Origin of the sequence: Stenotrophomonas lacuserhaii (assembly GCF_039674585.1) — a bacterium.
In the GTDB taxonomy this organism is placed as follows: domain Bacteria; phylum Pseudomonadota; class Gammaproteobacteria; order Xanthomonadales; family Xanthomonadaceae; genus Stenotrophomonas; species Stenotrophomonas pennii_A.
In genome coordinates this window covers 1-17,335 of record NZ_JBDJNU010000009.1, presented here as the reverse complement: position 1 = coordinate 17,335, position 17,335 = coordinate 1, and the positions used below count along the sequence as shown (strand labels likewise).

The 17,335-nt window shown below is 67.0% G+C and carries 16 protein-coding genes; 5 read left to right on the top strand and 11 right to left on the bottom strand.

The window, feature by feature from the left end; genetic code table 11:
- The first annotated feature begins 73 nt into the window (after positions 1-73).
- Together ABE522_RS05525 and ABE522_RS05520 are read left to right on the top strand one after the other, a co-directional pair.
- Positions 74-1,063, top strand: coding sequence for a uroporphyrinogen-III C-methyltransferase (locus ABE522_RS05525; protein WP_346590862.1), 990 nt, complete (start codon positions 74-76; stop codon positions 1,061-1,063).
- On the top strand, positions 1,060-2,364 hold the full coding sequence (locus tag ABE522_RS05520; RefSeq protein ID WP_346590861.1) for a heme biosynthesis protein HemY: 1,305 nt from the start codon (positions 1,060-1,062) through the stop codon (positions 2,362-2,364). Before ABE522_RS05525 ends, ABE522_RS05520 begins: the two co-directional genes overlap by 4 nt.
- Positions 2,365-2,425: 61 nt before the next feature.
- Here ABE522_RS05520 and ABE522_RS05515 read toward each other — a convergent pair whose 3' ends face one another.
- Positions 2,426-3,721, bottom strand: coding sequence for an acetyl-CoA C-acetyltransferase (locus ABE522_RS05515; protein WP_346590860.1), 1,296 nt, complete (start codon positions 3,719-3,721; stop codon positions 2,426-2,428).
- 93 nt (positions 3,722-3,814) lie between these two features.
- Here ABE522_RS05515 and ABE522_RS05510 point away from each other — a divergent pair, with 93 nt between their 5' ends.
- On the top strand, positions 3,815-4,702 hold the full coding sequence (locus ABE522_RS05510) for a hypothetical protein (protein WP_346590859.1): 888 nt from the start codon (positions 3,815-3,817) through the stop codon (positions 4,700-4,702).
- A gap of 231 nt (positions 4,703-4,933) precedes the next feature.
- On the opposite strand, the gene ABE522_RS05505 is transcribed toward ABE522_RS05510, so the two are convergent.
- The 10 genes from ABE522_RS05505 to glnA all read right to left on the bottom strand — a co-directional run bounded on the left by ABE522_RS05505 (position 4,934) and on the right by glnA (position 15,275).
- Entirely contained in the window at positions 4,934-5,566 is a 633-nt protein-coding gene (locus ABE522_RS05505) for a superoxide dismutase family protein (protein ID WP_346590858.1), read from the bottom strand.
- A gap of 45 nt (positions 5,567-5,611) precedes the next feature.
- Positions 5,612-6,181 carry a superoxide dismutase family protein gene (locus ABE522_RS05500; protein WP_346590857.1) on the bottom strand — a complete coding sequence of 190 codons (570 nt, stop codon included), beginning with the start codon at positions 6,179-6,181 and terminating at the stop codon, positions 5,612-5,614.
- A gap of 94 nt (positions 6,182-6,275) precedes the next feature.
- Complete coding sequence (gene ntrC / locus ABE522_RS05495; RefSeq protein WP_346590856.1) at positions 6,276-7,739, bottom strand: nitrogen regulation protein NR(I); 1,464 nt, start codon at positions 7,737-7,739, stop codon at positions 6,276-6,278.
- Positions 7,732-8,787 carry a two-component system sensor histidine kinase NtrB gene (locus tag ABE522_RS05490; protein WP_346590855.1) on the bottom strand — a complete coding sequence of 352 codons (1,056 nt, stop codon included), beginning with the start codon at positions 8,785-8,787 and terminating at the stop codon, positions 7,732-7,734. The genes ntrC and ABE522_RS05490 overlap by 8 nt, the downstream gene beginning before the upstream one ends.
- 95 nt (positions 8,788-8,882) lie before the next feature.
- Positions 8,883-10,463, bottom strand: coding sequence for a metallophosphoesterase (locus ABE522_RS05485; protein WP_346590854.1), 1,581 nt, complete (start codon positions 10,461-10,463; stop codon positions 8,883-8,885).
- A 115-nt stretch (positions 10,464-10,578) separates the two neighbouring features.
- Positions 10,579-10,854: a hypothetical protein gene (locus ABE522_RS05480; protein WP_346590853.1), complete on the bottom strand. Its 276-nt coding sequence runs from the start codon at positions 10,852-10,854 to the stop codon at positions 10,579-10,581.
- A 70-nt stretch (positions 10,855-10,924) separates the two neighbouring features.
- A complete protein-coding gene (locus ABE522_RS05475) occupies positions 10,925-11,668 on the bottom strand; it encodes an N-acetylmuramoyl-L-alanine amidase (RefSeq protein WP_346590852.1) in 744 nt (247 codons plus the stop codon).
- A 98-nt stretch (positions 11,669-11,766) separates the two neighbouring features.
- Positions 11,767-13,194, bottom strand: coding sequence for an ammonium transporter (locus ABE522_RS05470; protein ID WP_346590851.1), 1,428 nt, complete (start codon positions 13,192-13,194; stop codon positions 11,767-11,769).
- 20 nt (positions 13,195-13,214) lie between these two features.
- Positions 13,215-13,553, bottom strand: coding sequence for a P-II family nitrogen regulator (locus tag ABE522_RS05465; protein WP_042614733.1), 339 nt, complete (start codon positions 13,551-13,553; stop codon positions 13,215-13,217).
- Positions 13,554-13,865: 312 nt separating this feature from the next.
- Positions 13,866-15,275: a type I glutamate--ammonia ligase gene (gene glnA, locus ABE522_RS05460; RefSeq protein WP_057509241.1), complete on the bottom strand. Its 1,410-nt coding sequence runs from the start codon at positions 15,273-15,275 to the stop codon at positions 13,866-13,868.
- A gap of 224 nt (positions 15,276-15,499) precedes the next feature.
- On the opposite strand from glnA, the gene ABE522_RS05455 reads away from it, so the two are divergent.
- Together ABE522_RS05455 and ABE522_RS05450 are read left to right on the top strand one after the other, a co-directional pair.
- The gene (locus ABE522_RS05455) at positions 15,500-16,294 is read left to right on the top strand and encodes an undecaprenyl-diphosphate phosphatase (protein ID WP_346590850.1); all 795 of its coding nucleotides are present in this window, start codon (positions 15,500-15,502) and stop codon (positions 16,292-16,294) included.
- Positions 16,295-16,367: 73 nt separating this feature from the next.
- Positions 16,368-17,186: an META and DUF4377 domain-containing protein gene (locus ABE522_RS05450; RefSeq protein ID WP_346590849.1), complete on the top strand. Its 819-nt coding sequence runs from the start codon at positions 16,368-16,370 to the stop codon at positions 17,184-17,186.
- The last annotated feature ends 149 nt before the right edge of the window (positions 17,187-17,335 follow it).

Sequence of the window (17,335 nt, the reverse complement as noted above, 5' to 3'; positions counted from 1 at the left end):
GCCGGGCATGGCTCGGCGCGAACCCCCATCTGCGCTGCTTGCCGCTGGCGCATGCAACAGGGATGCTGTCCTGATGACTGAAACTCCCCCACCTACCCCGCCGCAGCGGTCGCTGCGCTGGATCGTCCCGCTGGTCCTTGTCCTGCTGCTGGTCGCCGCCAGCGGCTGGGGATGGCATGCCGTGCAGCAATGGCAGGAACGTGCCCGCCTGCAGTCGCAGGCCGACGCGGTCCGGCTGCAGGGCCTGCTGGACAGCGTGGAAGCGCTGCGTCGCGACCAGCGCGCGGCCAGCGCCCGCCTGCAGGACGCGGCCAGCACCAACCGGGTGCTGCGCGACGAAGTGCTGGGCCTGGGCCAGCGCAGCGCCCTGATTGAAGAGAACCTGGCGCGGCTCGCCGAAAGCGCCCGCCAGGACAGCCATGCGCTGCATGCGGACGAGGCCGAACTGCTGCTGACCCAGGCCGCGCAGCGGCTGGATGGCGCCGATGACCTGGCCGGCGCGCGCAGGCTGTATGCGCTTGCCGCCACCCAGCTGGAAGACCTGCCCGCCGCCAGCGGGCTGAACCTGCGCCAGGCGCTGCTGCAGGAACGTAATCTGCTGGATGCTGCCGGTAACGGGCCGCGGGCCGATGCCCGGCTGCGCCTGGCGACCTTCGCACAGGCGCTGCAGACCCTGCCGCTGCAGGCCCCGGCGTCGCCGACCAGCACCGCACGGGAACGACCATGGTGGGAGATCGCATTGGCCCCGTTCGTGCAGATCACCCCCAGCCGCCTCAGCGGCCCGCTGACCGATGCCCAGCGCGTGCCCGCTGCCGACGCGCTGCAGCTGGAGCTGACCCTCGCCCGCGCTGCGGTGGAACGCGGCGACAGCACGGCCCTGCAGCAGGCGCTGGACCGGATTGAACACGGGATGACCCGGCTGTGGCCGGATTCACCGGGCCTGCGCAGGCAGCGTGCTGAACTGCGTTCATTGCGCTCGGCGCCGCTGCGCCTGGGCGCACCGGAACTGGGCAGCACCCTGCAACAACTGCGTACTTTGCGCGATGGAGAGACCCCGTTATGAAGCCCTTGCAATCCCTGATCGTGCTGCTGTTGGCCGTCGCTGTGGGCGTGGTCGGCGCGCAGTGGCTGGGCGCCAACACGCTCAACCAGTATGGCGAAGTGATCTTCCGCTACGGCGGCACCGATTACCGCAGCACCCTGCCACAGGTGGCGCTGCTGGTGCTGGTGACGCTGCTGGTGCTGTGGCTGCTGTGGAGCCTGGTCGCGTCGCCGTTCCGCGCGTGGGGCCGCTATCGCCGCAAGCAGGGCCGCGCGCGCCTGGTGGATGGCCTGCAGGCGTATGAACATGGTCACTGGCAGCGTGCCGAAAAGCTGTTCGACGGCGCCGCACAGGACGAGGAAGTGACCGGCGTGGCGCTGGCCAGCGCGGCGCGCAGTGCGCGGGCGCGCGGTGACGACAGCGCCAGCCAGACCTACCTGCAGCGCCTGGGCGCGGCCGATGCCACCAGCCTGGCGCTGCTGCGCGCCGAACAGCTGCTTGCCGACGACCTGCCGGTAGATGCGATCAACACCCTGGATGCGGCCAACCTGCAGCCACTGCCGCCGCGCGGCCTGTGGCTGCGCAGCGAAGCCCTGGCACGCGCCGGCCGTGCGCATGAGGCGTACGGCCAGCTGGGCGCGCTGCGCCAGAGCAAGGTGCTGCCGGCCGATGCCCTGACCACGCTGGAAGCCCGCCTGGCGGCACAGGCGCTGCTGGAAGCGGCCGACGTCAACGCGCTTGCCGCGCAGTGGGAGACCACGCCGAAGGCACTGCGCGCCGACCCTGCCGTGGTGTCCGCCTATGCCGCACGCGCGGTGGCGCTGGACTGGGACGAGCCGGCCCTGCTGGCGCTGGAACAGGCGCTGGACCAGCGCTGGAGCGATGAGCTGGTGGAACTCTACGGCGCCCTGCCCGCTTCACGGTTGGCGACCCGCGAATCCAACCTGGTGCGCTGGCGCCGGGTGCACGATGGCTCGCCCGCCTTGCTGCTGGCACAGGGTCGCGTGGCACTGGCGCAGGGCCGCAATGAAGAGGCCGAAGTGCTGCTGCACGAAGCGATTGCGGCCGGCGCCGGTGCATCGGCGTGGGAAGCGCTGGGGGCATCGCTGCTCGCCCGCGGTGAAACCACGCTGGCCGCACAATGCCTGGCCAACGCACTGCGCGAGCAGCGCGGCGAAAGCAGCATCGCGCTGGTGCGCCCGGAGCCAGCCGTGGTGGTGGCCCCGCGCGCGACGGTGGAAGAGCAGGTGATGGCGCCGGTGCCGCCGGTGTATGACGCCGGCGAACCGCGCGACGACAACGGTTTCCCGCGCGTCCCGTAAGCGTTGAGGGATGCGGCTCCCGGCACGCCGAGCATGGCTCGGCGCTACCGGATCACGCCCATCAGCGTTCGACGATCGCCACCACGCCCATGCCGCCGGCGGTGCAGATCGACACCAGCGCACGGCCACCGCCGCGCTCGGCCAGCTGCTTGGCCGCCGTGGCGATCACCCGCGCACCGGTTGCCGCGAACGGATGGCCGGTGGCCAGCGACGAACCCAGCGGGTTGATCTTTTCCGGATCGATGCGGCCCAGCGGAGCATCCAGGCCCAGGCGGTTGCGGCAGTAGTCTTCGCTTTCCCAGGCGCGCAGCGTGCACAGCACCTGCGCGGCGAACGCTTCATGGATTTCGTAGATATCGAAATCCTGCAGGGTCAGGCCGTTGCGCTTGAGCATTTCGGGGACGGCCACGGTCGGGGCCATCAACAGGCCTTCGCCATGCACGAAATCGACCGCTGCGACCTGCGAGTCACGCAGGTAGGCCAGCGGTTCGTGGCCGTGCGCACGCGCCCATTCTTCGCTGGCCAGCAGCACCGCCGAGGCGCCATCGGTCAGCGGGGTGGAGTTGGCGGCGGTCAACGTGCCGCGGCCGGAGACCTTGTCGAAGGCCGGCTTCAGCGTGGCCAGTTTTTCCAGCGACGTGTCGGCGCGCAGGATGTTGTCGCGCTCCACGCCGCGGAACGGGGCGATCAGGTCGTTGAAGAAGCCACGCTCGTAGGCGGCGGCCAGCTTGCGGTGCGAGGACACCGCCCACTCATCCTGCGAATCACGCGAGATGTTCCATTCCTTGGCCATGTCTTCGCAGTGGTCGCCCATGCTCTTGCCGGTACGCGGCTCGGCCACGCCGGGGAACTCGGGCTTGAACTCGGAGAACTTGAAACCGCGGGTCAGCGCGCGGATCTTGTCGCCGGGGCGCTTGGCCCGGTTGGCCGCCAGCAGGCGGGCACGCAGCTTCTTGCCATAGACGATCGGCACGTCGGAGGTGGTATCCGAACCGCCGCCGATGCCGGATTCGATCTGGCCCAGGGCGATCTTGTTGGCCACCGCGATGATCGTGTCCAGCGAGGTGCCGCAGGCACGCTGCAGGGTGATGCCGGGCGTCAGCGCGGACAGCCCCGAGGACAGGGCGGCTTCACGGCCGAGGTTCCAATCGCTGGAATGCTTGATCACCGCCCCCATCGCGACTTCGCCGAGCTGCTGGCCATGCAGGCCGAACCGTTCGACAAGGGCGCCGAGCGTACGTACCGACATGCCAAGGTTGCCGACATCCGAGTACGCGGTGTTCTGGCGGCAGAACGGAATACGGACGCCACCGAGGATGGCGACGGGTCGGGCGTTGGGCATGGACATACCTGGCATGGGATAGGGTGTCTGCAACATGGCCTGCACGACATGGCAGGCATAATGGTCCCAAGTGTAGCTGCCGCCCTGTGATGGGCCAACCGTGAAACCATGAGCAAAACCGACCCCGCCATGAACGCCATCGGCGTGCTGGCCCTTGAGCTCGCCGATGGGCAATCGCCCACGCAGGCCGCACTGACCGCCGACCAGTCCGGCGAACTGGCCGAACGTATCGGCCGCGACCTGGCCAAGCTGGTGCCGCAGGCCAGCGAGCTGGACCTGGTGTTCGCCGCGGCGCATTTCGACCCGGCCGAAGTGCTGCGCCCGGGCTGGCCGATCCATCGTCGGCTGGAAGAGCTGCAGATGCGCGCACCCGGCCGCAGCCAGGGTCCGCGCCTGCTGGCCTTCGGTGCCGACGCCAATGGCGATGTACCGCTGCCGTTCCAGGCCGATGCCACGCTGAAAGGCGGCGGGCTGCGCGTGCTGCCGTTCCTGCTGACCGGCACGGATGCGGCCACCACGGCGGCGGTATCCGATGCGCTGGAAACGGTGCTGCTGGCCGAGGGCATGGCCCACGCCGATACCGCGCTGCTGGCGCAGAAAGCGTTTGGTGCACGCGTGGAACATGCACGCTATTTCACCGTGAACGATCTCGCCGCGATGATGTCGATGCAGTACGACAACCAGGGCCTGGCGGTTCTATGGCCGCTGATCGAGACCGCGATCATGGCGCCGGGCCAGGATGAGTGGCTGGATGCCGCGCCGGAACCGTTGCTGCGTTATACGCAGGGCGAGGCGCGGATGGCGCTGTTCGATCCGGCAGGCTGGTGCACGTATTACGCGCACGGGCGCAATGACTGCGAGCAGCTGAAGGGCGTGTATGAGCAGTACCTGATGCGACAGCGGCAGATGGCGGCGGTGTTGGAGGCGCATGGGGTGCCGGTGTTGTTCGTGCATTGCGAGGCGGGGCAGGATGCGCGGGCGTTGTTGGAACGATGAATTTTTCGCCGGCGCCTTTGATTTGTCGGGGTGAGGCGATGGTCCGGGTCAGGCAGGACACGCCGTGAACCCTTCCATGGGGGCTCGCTGTTGCCATCCTTGGCAACAGACGGTCCTGCCTGACCCGGACCATCGCCTCTGCTGACGGATTTCTGGCGCCGGCGGCGTTGGGGGATTTGAAAGCAGAACGCCGGCTTTCGCCGGCGTTCCTGTTTGCGTGCAGCTGATCTGTTACGGGGCTTTGATTACTGCGCAGGCCAGGCGGGCGCCGGCGTTGCCGGTGGGTTGGGTCTTGTAGTCGTCGGCGTCGGCGTGGACGATCAGGCCGCGGCCGATGATGTCGAAGTCGTCGCCCTTGCCGATGTTGACGTTGGTCGAAACCGGGGCGTCGATGGTGGCTACGCCTTCGGCGTTGGCAGTGATGTTGGGCATGTCGCCGCCGTGGTGCGGGTCGCTGGCTACGCTGCCGTGGTCCTGGGTGCCCGGGTTGAAGTGGCCGCCGGCGCTGGCACCGTCCGGTGCGCTGCAGTCGCCCTTTTCGTGGATGTGGAAGCCGTGCTCGCTGCCCGGCTTCAGGCCGCTGACCTGGCCGGTGACGTGGACGCGGCCGTCGACCAGCTTGAAGCTGACCGAGCCCTTGGTTTCATTACCCTGGGTCGGTGCCAGTTCGGCGACGGCGGTCGCGCCGGTATCTGCGGTCGGGCCGGTCATCGGCGGCGGGGCTTCGGCCGGGGTGGTGGCTGCGGTGGCTTCGGCCGGGGTCGCCGGGGCAACGGTGTCGGCGGCGTTTTCCGGCTGCTTGTTGCAGGCGCTCAGGCCGAGGGCGGCAACGGCAACGAACAGCGAAGTGTGGATCAGGCGCATCAGGTGGTTCTCCATTGGATGGGTGCAGGGCCCGCAGCCCAAGGGCTACTTCGTGATGCGGATGAGGCCGCAGGCGATGCGTGCGCCGGCATTGCCGGCAGGCTGGCTGCGATGATCGTCTGACTGGGCGTGCACGATCAGTGCACGTCCAGCGATGTCGTTGGCGGCGCCACCGCCAAGGGTGACGCCTCGCAGGTGGATGTCGACGTTGGCGCGGCCCTGCGCATCGGCGCGCAGGTTGGGCATGTCGCCAAGGTGGTGCGGCCCGCTGCCCGGCGCGCCATGCGGCTGCTGGGTCGGGTTGAAATGATGGCCCGCGCTGCTGGCATCCACGGCGCTGCAGTCACCGCGCTCGTGCACGTGGAACGCCGGCTGCTGCAGCGGCTGCAGTCCGCCGATCACGCCGGTCACGTGCACGCCACCGGCTTCGGGCACCAGGGCGAGGCGACCGCTGACGATGCTGGCCGAAGCCGACGACAGATTGCTTTCGGCCATCTGCGCGGTACTCACCACGCTCACCGCCACCGGCGGCGCAGCGGGCGGCGGCGGCGTGGTACCGCAGGCAACCAACAACACGCCGGCAGCAGCCGGCAGGATCAGGCGGATCGAGGACATCGTGGACTCCTTGCAATGCACGTTACGGGCCTGCCTGTCCACGACACATCAACGCCAGGTGTCGAGCGTGCACAGGCAGCTTTGGATTTCCGGTTCAATGGCCGCCACGCCGGCGGCCGGCGCCCAGCTTGCGGGTCAACGTATTGCGGCCCAGACCCAGCCGCGCGGCCGCTTCGGCGCGGCGACCATGGGTGATCTGCAGGGCCGCTTCCAGCAATGCATGGTCCACGCGCTCGCGCACCTGCGCATGCAGGCCCTCGGCCCCTTCGGCCAACCGCTGGCGCGCCCACTGCGAAAGCAGCGCTTCCCACTGGCCGGGGTCTGCATGGCCGGCGCGCGGGGCGCTGCGCGCAGCTCCCCGGTTCAGCGCCATCTCCACGTCGGCCGCACCGATGGTATCGCTGGCGGCCAGCGCCGCCATCCGCCAGCACACGTTTTCCAGTTCGCGCACGTTGCCCGGCCAGTCGTGCTCGCGCAGCGCCTGCAGCGCGGCCGCAGTCAGCCGTTTTGCCGGGCCTTCCAGCTTGTGCGAAGCGGCGGCAAGGAACGTGGTGGCGAGCTGGGCGATATCGTCGCGGCGTTCGCGCAGCGGCGGCAGCTGCAGGCGCACCACGTCCAGCCGGTGCAGCAGGTCGGCGCGGAAGCGGCCTTCCGCCACCAGCCCTTCCAGGTCCTGGTGGGTGGCAGCAACCACGCGCACGTCGACGTGGATCAACTCGCGGCCGCCCACGCGGAAGAATTCGCCCTGTGCCAGCACGCGCAGCAGGCGCGTCTGCAAGGCCAGCGGCATGTCACCGATTTCATCCAGGAACAGGGTGCCACCGTCTGCCTGCTCGAAGCGGCCGACATGGCGCCGCTGTGCCCCGGTGAAGGCACCGGCTTCATGGCCGAACAGTTCGCTTTCCAGCAGTTCGGCCGGAATGGCAGCCGTGTTCAGTGCAACGAACGGTGCACGCGACCGTGGCGATTCGCGGTGCAGCGCACTGGCCACCAGCTCTTTGCCGGTGCCGGTTTCGCCGGTGATCAACACCGCCAGCGGCGCCTGCGCCAGCTTGCCGATGGCACGGAACAGCGCGCGCATCGGCGGGGTATCACCCACCAGCTGCGGCGTCTGGTCCGGTTGGCCGGCATCGCCCGGGTCAGGATCGTCGGGCAGCAGTGCTTCGGCTCCCGGCAGCGCGCGCCGCGCCAGCGCGACCGCATCGTCCAGGTCGAACGGCTTGGACAGGAACTCGTGCGCGCCGCCGCGGAACGCACCGGCGGTGCTGGCGACGTCGGTATAGGCGGACATCACGATCACCGGCAGCTGCGGGTGGGCTGCCTTCAGCTTGTCCAGCAGCACCAGGCCATCGTCGCCGGGCATCCGCACATCGGTGAACAGCAGCGCCGGCACCGGTTGGCGGGTGAGCGCGTCGAGCGCGGCGGCGGCACTGTCGAACCCTTCCACCTGGTAACCGGCATCGCGCAGTGCGGTGGACAGCACGAAGCGCACGGCGCGGTCATCGTCGACCACCCAGACCCGTTGGCCGGCGTGGGCGGGATGCGGGGCGTCAGTCATGGGCCACGACCTCATGGGGGGCGCCGCCGCGGATCGGCAGCAGCAGGGTGAATACGGTATGGCCCGGCCGCGAGCGATAGGTCAGCGTACCGCGGTGTTCGCGCGCCACCTGCTGGGCCAGCGCCAGGCCCAGTCCGGTGCCCTCGGCGCGGCCACTCACCAGCGGCAGGAACAGGTGTTCGGCGAGCTCTTCGGGCACGCCGCGGCCGTCGTCGGCGATTTCCAGCCGCAGCGCAAGCGGATGCAGCTGCTCGGCGATGCGCACGCCGTGCTCCACCCGCGTGCGCAGGGTGATGCCGCCGGCACCGGCTTGGATGGCGTTGCGCACCAGGTTCCACACGGCCTGGCTGAGGCGGTCGGCGTCGCCATTGAATTCCGGAATGCTGGGATCGTAATCGCGCTGCAGCCTGACCGCCCAGCCGGCTTCGCTTTCAGCCAGGCGCAGCACCTGCTCCAGCGCAGCGTGGATGTTCAGCGCGGCGTGCGGGGCCGCAGGTGCGGGCGACAGCAGCTGGTCGAGCAGGCTGTTGAGGCGTTCTATCTCGGTGCCGATCAGGTCCACCAGTTCGCGCTCGTCGGCATCGCGCTGGGTTATCCGGCGCGCCAGCAACTGGGCCGCACCCTTCAATCCGGCCAGCGGGTTGCGCAACTCGTGGGCGAGTCCTTTCAGCGCCGCGCTGAGCGCGCTGGGCAGGGCCTGGGTCGGGTCCAGCCCGGGAAATTCATCCACCGGATGCGCTTCCAGCAACCAGCCGCCGTCGTCCAGCCGGCTCATCCAGCCTTCGGCAAAGCGGGCGCCTTCGCCCGGCAGCGCAAGCGCCAGCCGGTGCAGGCGCAGGCTGTCGCGCTCGTCGCGGGCCAGGAAATGCGCCAACGCATCGCCCTGTGCTTCCAGCGCCACCAGCGGCTGGCCGACCAGGCGACGCCCGCTGACCCCCAGCCAGCGTGCAAAGGCCGGGTTGCAGCCGGTGATGCGCCCTTCGGCATCGGCCCAGGCGACCGGCGTGCCGAGCTGTTCAACGAGGGGCGGCGGCAGGGAAACAGTCATTGCACCAATGTAGTGCAAAACCGCGGATTGATGGACCTGGCTGCCGTTCGATGGACAAACGCATCACCGGTGATGCGCCCGTCGGCGGACCACGCTCATTCCGGCGGGCAGGCTGCACCCATGAAGAAGTCCTTCCCATGAAGCACCGCAGCAGGTGTATGGCCGTGCGACGCGGACCAGTAGTAGACCGAGTAGTCCACCCGCATCGGGTCCGTTATGCCGTGTGACGTATAGAAAATCTTCTGCCGGGTGCTCGCCTGGTTGCTGTCGTTCGGTCCGCGGAACCTGTAGGTCACGCCGCTGTCCACGCTGGCCCCCTCGACGAAGCTGGACGCCGGGGTCGGAAAGGTAAGTGGCCTCTCCCATCGCAATGTGATGCTTTCCCTGTCCCCGTCCCATTCCTCGAGGCACAGATTGGTCGGAGGATGATTGCCGTATCCACTGTTGAACGTGCCAGTGAAGGTGGCCAGTTCCTCACCGCCACGATTGGCATAGGCGGAAAGCACGTAGCCGTAGTCTTTCATGGGTTCAAGGTCGGTCAGCTGCTGGCCGGGCCGTCCTTCGCGCGGCGATTGCTCACCGCTGAGCTGGACTTTGATCCAGCCTACCGGCTTGTCCCGTCGCGTGTCTCCAAAGTGGAAGCTCGCGGCGACCTTACCAGTCGGGGTGGGCCTGACCACGACCTCAGGCGCGAACACCTTCACCAGCTCGATCGTGCGCAGCGGTTGCATGGATACCTTGTTGTCGGTGGCCTGGTGCACCCTGAGCGCGTTTTCGGCGAGATCGATATCCGCAGTCATGAATGTCTTCCGGAAGGACGCGCCGGAATCGAAGACGTTGGTGGTGTCTCCGATCATCTTCCGCACACCCGCTGAATGCGTGTGCCCATGGAAAATCGCCAGCACGCGATGATCGGTCACCAGTTTTGCGAATCGCGCCCGCGCCGCATCTGCCTGGGCGCCTTCCCCATACCCCATGGGCGGGCGGTGCATGTTGATGACAGTGAACCGGCCTGCTGCCTTGGCCTTCTCGAGTTCCTGCTCCAGCCAGTCCAACGATTGGGTGATCTTGAAGAGGTAGTTCCGCGGGAGTACTTCGCTTGTGAACTCGACCGAATAGTAATAGTGGTTGTGCAGCTGTATGAATTTGATGTCGCCGATTGTCTTGCTGTAGGCGAGGCTGCCAGTGTGATGTCGAAAAAGGCCATCGTCATGCGTTCGGTAGTCGAAGGAATCCAGCCCCCAGTTTTTCGTGGCTGCGTCGAGGTGGTAAATGGAGTCGCGCGCGCACCCATTGTTGAAGCACCCTGAGCCATTGGGCTGCCTTATGTTGTTGTCATAGTCATGGTTTCCCAGTCCCCAGTACCGATCCGGTACAAGGCGATGACCCAGGTCGGCGAGCATGAATTTCCATTCGTTGCCGTGCCCGTAAGCCGTGACGTCTCCGTTGAGGAAGACAGGCGTTCCCTGCGGGTGCCGGGACAGCCATAACGCGATCGCCTTGGTCTGTGCCGTCAGCGTGGGGCCGGGGGTCGGATTCTTGCCGTCGTCGAACCACTCGTACTGCGTATCGGAGTGGACCAGGAAGGACTGGTCCGCCGCCAGCACGGCAGCCGGCGGGAATGCGATGAAAAGCGCGACGCCAAGGTAACGCGAGCGCGGGGCGGGAGAGGGCATGGCGGCACTCCGGGGTCTCAGGCATCGTTTGCCTGCTACCAGCCTCGCAAGGCGGCGGCGCAGCCCCCATCAGCGCATGCCGCCGTCACCAATCAGACAATCCGGGGCGCGCGGTTCAGGGTGTGCCCGAGGCGTCCCGCGCCTTCTTCCAGGCACTTTCGAATTCGCGGGCGCTGATCTCGTCATCTTCATCGAAATCGAAGAAGGACAGCGGCTGGTCGGCCAGCAGGAAGCGGTCGTCGCTCTGCCCGTGGGCATCGCACCACACCGCGCGCAATCCGTAGATCTCCACTTGTCGCAGGATCTTCTCGCCGCGCGCTTCCATCAGCACGTTGCCCTTGCCCAGGTCCGATTCGGCCGGGTGCTTGTAGTACTTCTTGTCGGTGTTCATGAACTGTCCTACCCGGGCCAGCCGCCCGGAAATCTGGAAAAAGGGCGCTGAGTGTGCCTCAGGGCGCTGGTTATTGCTGCAGCAGCAGCGAATGCAGGATGCGCGCATCTTCGGCATCCAGCAGCGGGGGCAGGTCGTCGCTGCCGCGGAAGCGCCGATGGAATGCCCTTACGGCCGCCTCCCGGTCGTCCAACGGATAGCCGAACGCAGCCAGCGCCTGCCAGGCATCGAAGCCGGCCGGCGGCAGTCCATCGGCAGCGCGCGGCCAGACCCCGAAACCGGCCTGCGCCAGCTGCTGCCACGGGAAGAAGCGGCTGGGGTCCTGCTTGCGCGAAGGCGCCAGGTCGGCATGGCCGATCACCTGCGACGGCGGAATCCGCAGGCGATCGCTGAGATCCTGCAGCAGCACGATCAGGGACTGGACCTGCGCCTGGCTGAAAGGCGTGTCGCCGTCGTTGTCCAGTTCGATGCCGATCGAGGTGGAGTTCAGGTCGGTGATGGTGCCCCAGCGTCCCGGCCCGGCATGCCAGGCGCGGCGATCGTCGGCGACCAGCTGGTAGCGCTTGCCGTCCGCGCCGACCAGGTAATGCGCGCTGACCTTGCCGCCGCTGTTGGCGCTGCGCAGCGTATCCAGGCTCTGCTGCACGGAGTGCTGGTCGGTGTGGTGCAACACGATGATCACCGGCATGCGCGCGTTGTGGTTGGCCGATGGCACCCAGGTCGCAAGCGGATTGCGCTCTTCTACCGGTGCGCCGGCGCAGGCGGCCAACAGCGCACAGGAAAGCAGCAGGGCCAGGTGGCGGGTCATCGTCATGCCCCGATTGTACCCATTAAAAAACCGGCGGCCCCCGGACCGCCGGTCACGGCGCACGCAGGCGCCATCAACAAGTTGTTCTGCAGCAGGCAGGTCGATCAGACCTCGTAAGCGGACTCGCCGTGCGAGGTCACGTCCAGGCCGGTACGCTCGGCCTCTTCGGTGACGCGCAGGCCAACCAGCGCCTTGACCAGCAGCAGGACCAGCGCGGTCACCACGGCGCACCAGACGATCGTGAAGCCAACGCTGACGAACTGCACCCACACCTGGTGGCCGATATCCAGGTCGGCCTTGGTGCCGCCCAGCGACTGCGCACTGAACACACCGGTGAGCAGTGCACCGACGATGCCGCCGATGCCATGCACGCCGAACACATCGGCGGTGTCATCGACCTTCAGCAGGCGCTTCAGGCCGGTGACACCCCACACGCACAGCGCACCGGAGACCACGCCGATGACCAGCGCGCCCATCGGGCCCACGGTGCCGCAGGCCGGCGTGATGCCGACCAGGCCGGCGACCGCGCCCGATGCAGCGCCGAGTGCGGACGGCTTGCCCTTGGTGATCGCTTCCACCAGCGTCCAGCCGACCACCGCCGCGGCCGTGGCCAGCAGGGTGTTGAGGAAGGCCAGCGAAGCCACGGTGTCGGCGGCGGCGGCCGAGCCGGCATTGAAGCCGAACCAGCCCACCCACAGCAGCATCGCGCCGATGTAGGTGAACACCACGTTGTGCGGCTTCAGCGCGGTCTGGCCATAGCCGATGCGCTTGCCGACGAAGTACGCGCCGACCAGGCCGGCCACGCCGGCGTTGATGTGCACGACGGTGCCGCCGGCGAAATCGATCGCGCCCAGTTCGGCCAGGTAGCCACCACCCCACACGATGTGCGCCATCGGGATGTAGCTGAGGGTGAACCACAGGATCGAGAACAGGATCACCGCCTTGAACTTGATGCGTTCGGCGAAGGCGCCGACGATCAGTGCGGTGGTGATGCCGGCGAAGGTGGACTGGAAGGCGACGAACAGATAATCCGGCAGGCCGGCGATCGGCGTATTGCCCACCGAATCGGGCGTGAAGCCCTTCAGGAAGGCGAACTGGGTGAAGGAGCCGAAGAACGGGTTGCCTTCACTGAACACCGCGCTGTAGCCGTAGGCCACCCACAGGATGATCACCAGCGAGAACACCACCAGGATCTGGCTGAGTACCGAAAGCACGTTCTTCGAACGCACCAGGCCGCCATAGAACAGGGCCAGGCCCGGCACCACCATCAGCAGCACCAGCAGCGTGGAGGTCAGCATCCAGGCCACGTCACCGTGGTCGAAGGTCGGTGCGGCGGCCGCTTCGGCCACCGGTGCGGCGACCGGCTCGGCAGCCAGTGCCTCGACGGTCACTTCTTCGGTTGGCACCGGCGTGACCTGTGCCTGGGCATGCGCAGCGCCGGGGAACGCACCCACGGCCAATGCACTGAGCAGCATCAGCAGGCACACCAGATGGAACCGGGCTTGCCACCCGGCGAACAGTCGAATCTTCATGCGAAGGATCTCCGAGTGGGTTACAGCGCGTCCGCGCCGATTTCGCCGGTGCGGATGCGGATGACCTGTTCGACAGGCGTGACGAAGATCTTGCCGTCGCCGATCTTGCCGGTGCCCGCTGCGTTCTGGATCGCTTCGATCACCGCGTCGGTCCGCTCGTCGGTCACCACGGTTTCAATCTTGATCTTGGGCAGGAAATCGACGACGTACTCGGCGCCGCGGTACAGCTCGGTGTGGCCCTTCTGGCGACCGAAACCTTTCACTTCGGTCACGGTGATGCCGGACACGCCCGCATCGGAGAGGGCCTCGCGGACCTCGTCGAGCTTGAACGGCCGGATGATGGCGGAGATCAGTTTCATGCGCATATCCCGATGGTGGATGGGTCCACGGCGGATGCAGGCCGTGGCGTCTGCAACCACGGGCCACCCCGCGGGGTGGCCGTGGCTGTCGCGCCGAACGTGGTCTGGGCCCTGGCGGCTGTGTCTCTCTCCAAACACAGCCAGCGACGCGGGAGGGAGGTAGGCCCATGACGCGCGTCCGGTCTTGCTTGCCCCTGAACGGTGGAACGATTTCTACCGCGTTGCAGGCTTCATCTGCTCCGGCTCCCCAGCCGGAAAAGATGCGGCGATGACGAAGGTGGGAGGGGTATCCTCCGCCACCGCCGCGCGTGCTCAGCTGGCGTAGTACAACTGGTATTCCAGCGGGTGGGTGGCCGCACGGAACTTGGTGACTTCCTGCATCTTCAGCGCGATGTAACCGTCGATGAAATCATCGTCCATCACGCCGCCGGCCTTGAGGAACTCGCGGTCCTTGTCGAGGGCTTCCAACGCCTGGTCCAGCGAGGAGCAGACCTGCGGGATCAGCTTCTCTTCTTCCGGCGGCAGGTCGTACAGGTCCTTGTCGCTCGGTGCGCCCGGGTCGATCTGGTTCTTGATGCCATCCAGGCCGGCCATCATCAGCACGGTGAAGGTCAGGTAGCCGGACTGGATCGGATCGGGGAAGCGCATTTCAATGCGGCGCGCCTTCGGGTTGGTCACGAACGGGATGCGGCACGAGGCCGAACGGTTGCGGGCCGAGTAGGCCAGCATCACCGGTGCTTCGAAGCCCGGGACCAGGCGCTTGTAGCTGTTGGTGCCGGCGTTGGCGAAGGCGTTGATCGCCTTGGCGTGCTTGAAGATGCCGCCGATGTACCACAGCGCCAGTTGGCTCAGGCCACCGTAGCCGTCACCGGAGAACAGGTTGGTGCCACCCTTGGACAGCGACTGGTGCACGTGCATGCCGCTGCCGTTGTCACCGACGATCGGCTTGGGCATGAAGGTCGCGGTCTTGCCGTTGCGGTGGGCCACGTTCTTGATCACGTACTTCATGCGCAGCAGTTCGTCGGCCTTCTGCACCAGGGTGCTGAACTTGGTGCCGATCTCGCACTGGCCGGCGGTGGCCACTTCGTGGTGCTGCACTTCCACTTCAATGCCGACCTGTTCCAGCGTCTTGCACATTTCAGCGCGCAGGTCGTGCAGCGAATCGGTCGGCGGCACGGGGAAGTAACCGCCCTTGACGCCCGGACGGTAGCCGCTGTTGGCGCCGTCGTACTTGGCACCGGTGTTCCAGGCGGCTTCTTCGGAATCGACCTTGAAGAAGGTGTTGCCCATGTCGTTGGCGAAGCGGACCGAATCGAAGATGAAGAACTCCGGCTCCGGGCCGAAGAAGGCCTGTTCGGCGATGCCGCTGGACTTCAGGAAAGCTTCGGCGCGCTTGGCGATGCCGCGCGGGCAACGGCCGTACGGCTGCATGGTGGCCGGGTCGAGGATGTCACAACTGATGACGATGGTCGGGTCGGCGTAGAACGGGTCCACGTACGCGCTGGACGGATCCGGCAGCAGCACCATGTCCGATTCGTTGATGCCTTTCCAGCCGGCGATGGAGCTGCCGTCGAACATCTTGCCTTCTTCGAACAGCGACGCTTCGATGATGCTGACCGGGAAGGTGACGTGCTGCTCGATGCCACGCATGTCCACGAAACGCAGATCGACGAACTCGATCTGGTTGTCCTTGACCAGCTTCTCAACGTTTTCAACGGACATCGGGTGGAACCTCGGTTGGAATTGAATGCCTGGGATCAACAGAGCAATGTCCGTGCCAACTTTCAGGTCCTCACAAGCCCTTGATTTGCATGAGCGTGCGCCTGAATGGTGCACCACCCGGCGCACCAATATGGTGCGTAGCCAGCCCCGCGCACTGGCTTGGTGCGTCAGGAGATGGTCTATCCTCTTCGGCAACTTCTGCTGCCATCCGCTGATCCCCCTCCATGTCCGATCTGTTCTCCGCCCTGCTGCTGGGCATCCTCGAAGGCGTCACCGAGTTCCTCCCCATCTCCAGCACCGGTCACCTGTTGATCGCCCAGCATTGGCTCGGTGCGCGCTCGGACTTCTTCAACATCATCATCCAGGCCGGCGCGATCCTGGCCATCACCCTGGTGTTCCGCCAGCGCCTGTGGACGTTGGCCACGGGCCTGCACCAGCGCGAGAACCGCGACTACGTGATGAAGCTCGGCGCGGCCTTCCTGGTGACGGCCGTGGTCGGCCTGCCGGTGCGCCTGGCCGGGTGGGAACTGCCGGAAACGGTGAGCCCGGTGGCCTGGGCGCTGATTATCGGGGGTATCTGGATGCTGCTGGTGGAGGCGTATACCGCGCGCCTGCCGGACCGCGACCAGATCACCTGGACGGTGGCCATCGGCGTAGGCATCGCGCAGGTGGTGGCGGGCATTTTCCCGGGCACCTCGCGTTCGGCGTCGGCGATCTTCCTGGCGATGCTGCTGGGCCTCAGCCGGCGGGCGGCGGCCACTGAATTCGTCTTCCTGGTCGGCATCCCGACCATGTTCGCCGCCAGCGCGTACGCGTTCCTGGAACTGGCCAAGGAAGGCAAGCTGGCCAGCGAGAACTGGACCGACGTGAGCGTGGCGTTCCTTGCCGCGGTCGTCACCGGCTTCGTCGTAGTGAAGTGGCTGCTGGGCTACATCAAGTCGCACAGATTCACCGCCTTCGCGGTGTACCGCATCCTGCTCGGCGCGGCACTGCTGCTGTGGCTGCCTGCTGGCAACTGAACGCTGCTGGATGCGCGCAACCCCACCGGTCACGCGCATCCGTTCTGAATCCGGCAATCCAAGGAGAATCCAAATGAAGCGCACCCTGATCCTGTCCCTGCCGCTGGCCTTGCTCGCGGCCTGCAGCCAGAACCCGGCCCCGGCCGGCAATGCCGACGACCTCGCTCCGGCACCGGCGGCGGCCGCCGCGCAGAAGACCGTCGCGCACCTGGACGTGCAGCGCCTGCAGGGCCAGCACTGGCGCCTGAAGGACGCTACCGGCGCCGACGGCACGCGCATCGATGCGCTGTTCGTGCGCGCCGACAAGCCGGTGACGCTGGACTTCAGCGAAGGGCGGCTGTCGGTATCCAACGCCTGCAACCGCATGAATGGTGGTTACACGCTGGCGGACGGCAACCTGGTGGTTTCGCCACTGGCATCCACGGAAATGGCCTGCGAGCCGGACGTGATGGCGCTGGATGAAGCCGTAGCCAACCGGCTCCAGGGCAGCCTGAAGACCGAACTGTCCGACAACGGCGAGCTGACCCTGCGCAGCGCCCAGGGCGAAGTGCTGGTGTTCCAGCCCGAGCCCACCGCCGAGACCCGTTTCGGTGGCCCGGGTGAGCGCGTGTTCCTGGAAGTGGCCGCACAGACCAGGCCGTGCCCGCATCCGCTGATCAAGGACAAGCAGTGCCTGCAGGTGCGCGAAGTGAAGTTCGACGAGCAGGGACTGAAGCAGGGCGAGCCGGGCGCGTTCGAGAACTTCTACGACAGCATCGAGGGCTATACGCATGAAGCCGGGATCCGCAACGTGTTGCGCGTGAACCGCTTCAAGGTGGCCAATCCGCCGGCGGATGCGTCCTCGCAGGCGTACGTGCTGGACATGGTGGTGGAGTCGGCTGTCGAGAAGTGACGGCGAACGGGTGAGACCCCCTCGCGGGTGGCTTTCAAGCTTGAAGCTGAGCCTGGGTCGGGCGGGGAGGCTATGCGGGGCACGCGCAAGTACGTCCATGTAGCTCTTCGCGGCTCCTGCCGCTCAAGGCCCCGCATACCCTCCCCGCC

Excerpts from the sequence above, each read along its gene's own strand:
- ABE522_RS05525 (WP_346590862.1), top strand. The coding sequence starts at position 74 with ATGACTGAAACTCCCCCACCTACCCCGCCGCAGCGGTCGCTGCGCTGG.
- ABE522_RS05520 (WP_346590861.1), top strand. The coding sequence starts at position 1,060 with ATGAAGCCCTTGCAATCCCTGATCGTGCTGCTGTTGGCCGTCGCTGTG.
- ABE522_RS05515 (WP_346590860.1), bottom strand. The coding sequence starts at position 3,721 with ATGCCAGGTATGTCCATGCCCAACGCCCGACCCGTCGCCATCCTCGGT.
- ABE522_RS05510 (WP_346590859.1), top strand. The coding sequence starts at position 3,815 with ATGAGCAAAACCGACCCCGCCATGAACGCCATCGGCGTGCTGGCCCTT.
- ABE522_RS05505 (WP_346590858.1), bottom strand. The coding sequence starts at position 5,566 with ATGCGCCTGATCCACACTTCGCTGTTCGTTGCCGTTGCCGCCCTCGGC.
- ABE522_RS05500 (WP_346590857.1), bottom strand. The coding sequence starts at position 6,181 with ATGTCCTCGATCCGCCTGATCCTGCCGGCTGCTGCCGGCGTGTTGTTG.
- ntrC (WP_346590856.1), bottom strand. The coding sequence starts at position 7,739 with ATGACTGACGCCCCGCATCCCGCCCACGCCGGCCAACGGGTCTGGGTG.
- ABE522_RS05490 (WP_346590855.1), bottom strand. The coding sequence starts at position 8,787 with ATGACTGTTTCCCTGCCGCCGCCCCTCGTTGAACAGCTCGGCACGCCG.
- ABE522_RS05485 (WP_346590854.1), bottom strand. The coding sequence starts at position 10,463 with ATGCCCTCTCCCGCCCCGCGCTCGCGTTACCTTGGCGTCGCGCTTTTC.
- ABE522_RS05480 (WP_346590853.1), bottom strand. The coding sequence starts at position 10,854 with ATGAACACCGACAAGAAGTACTACAAGCACCCGGCCGAATCGGACCTG.
- ABE522_RS05475 (WP_346590852.1), bottom strand. The coding sequence starts at position 11,668 with ATGACGATGACCCGCCACCTGGCCCTGCTGCTTTCCTGTGCGCTGTTG.
- ABE522_RS05470 (WP_346590851.1), bottom strand. The coding sequence starts at position 13,194 with ATGAAGATTCGACTGTTCGCCGGGTGGCAAGCCCGGTTCCATCTGGTG.
- ABE522_RS05465 (WP_042614733.1), bottom strand. The coding sequence starts at position 13,553 with ATGAAACTGATCTCCGCCATCATCCGGCCGTTCAAGCTCGACGAGGTC.
- glnA (WP_057509241.1), bottom strand. The coding sequence starts at position 15,275 with ATGTCCGTTGAAAACGTTGAGAAGCTGGTCAAGGACAACCAGATCGAG.
- ABE522_RS05455 (WP_346590850.1), top strand. The coding sequence starts at position 15,500 with ATGTCCGATCTGTTCTCCGCCCTGCTGCTGGGCATCCTCGAAGGCGTC.
- ABE522_RS05450 (WP_346590849.1), top strand. The coding sequence starts at position 16,368 with ATGAAGCGCACCCTGATCCTGTCCCTGCCGCTGGCCTTGCTCGCGGCC.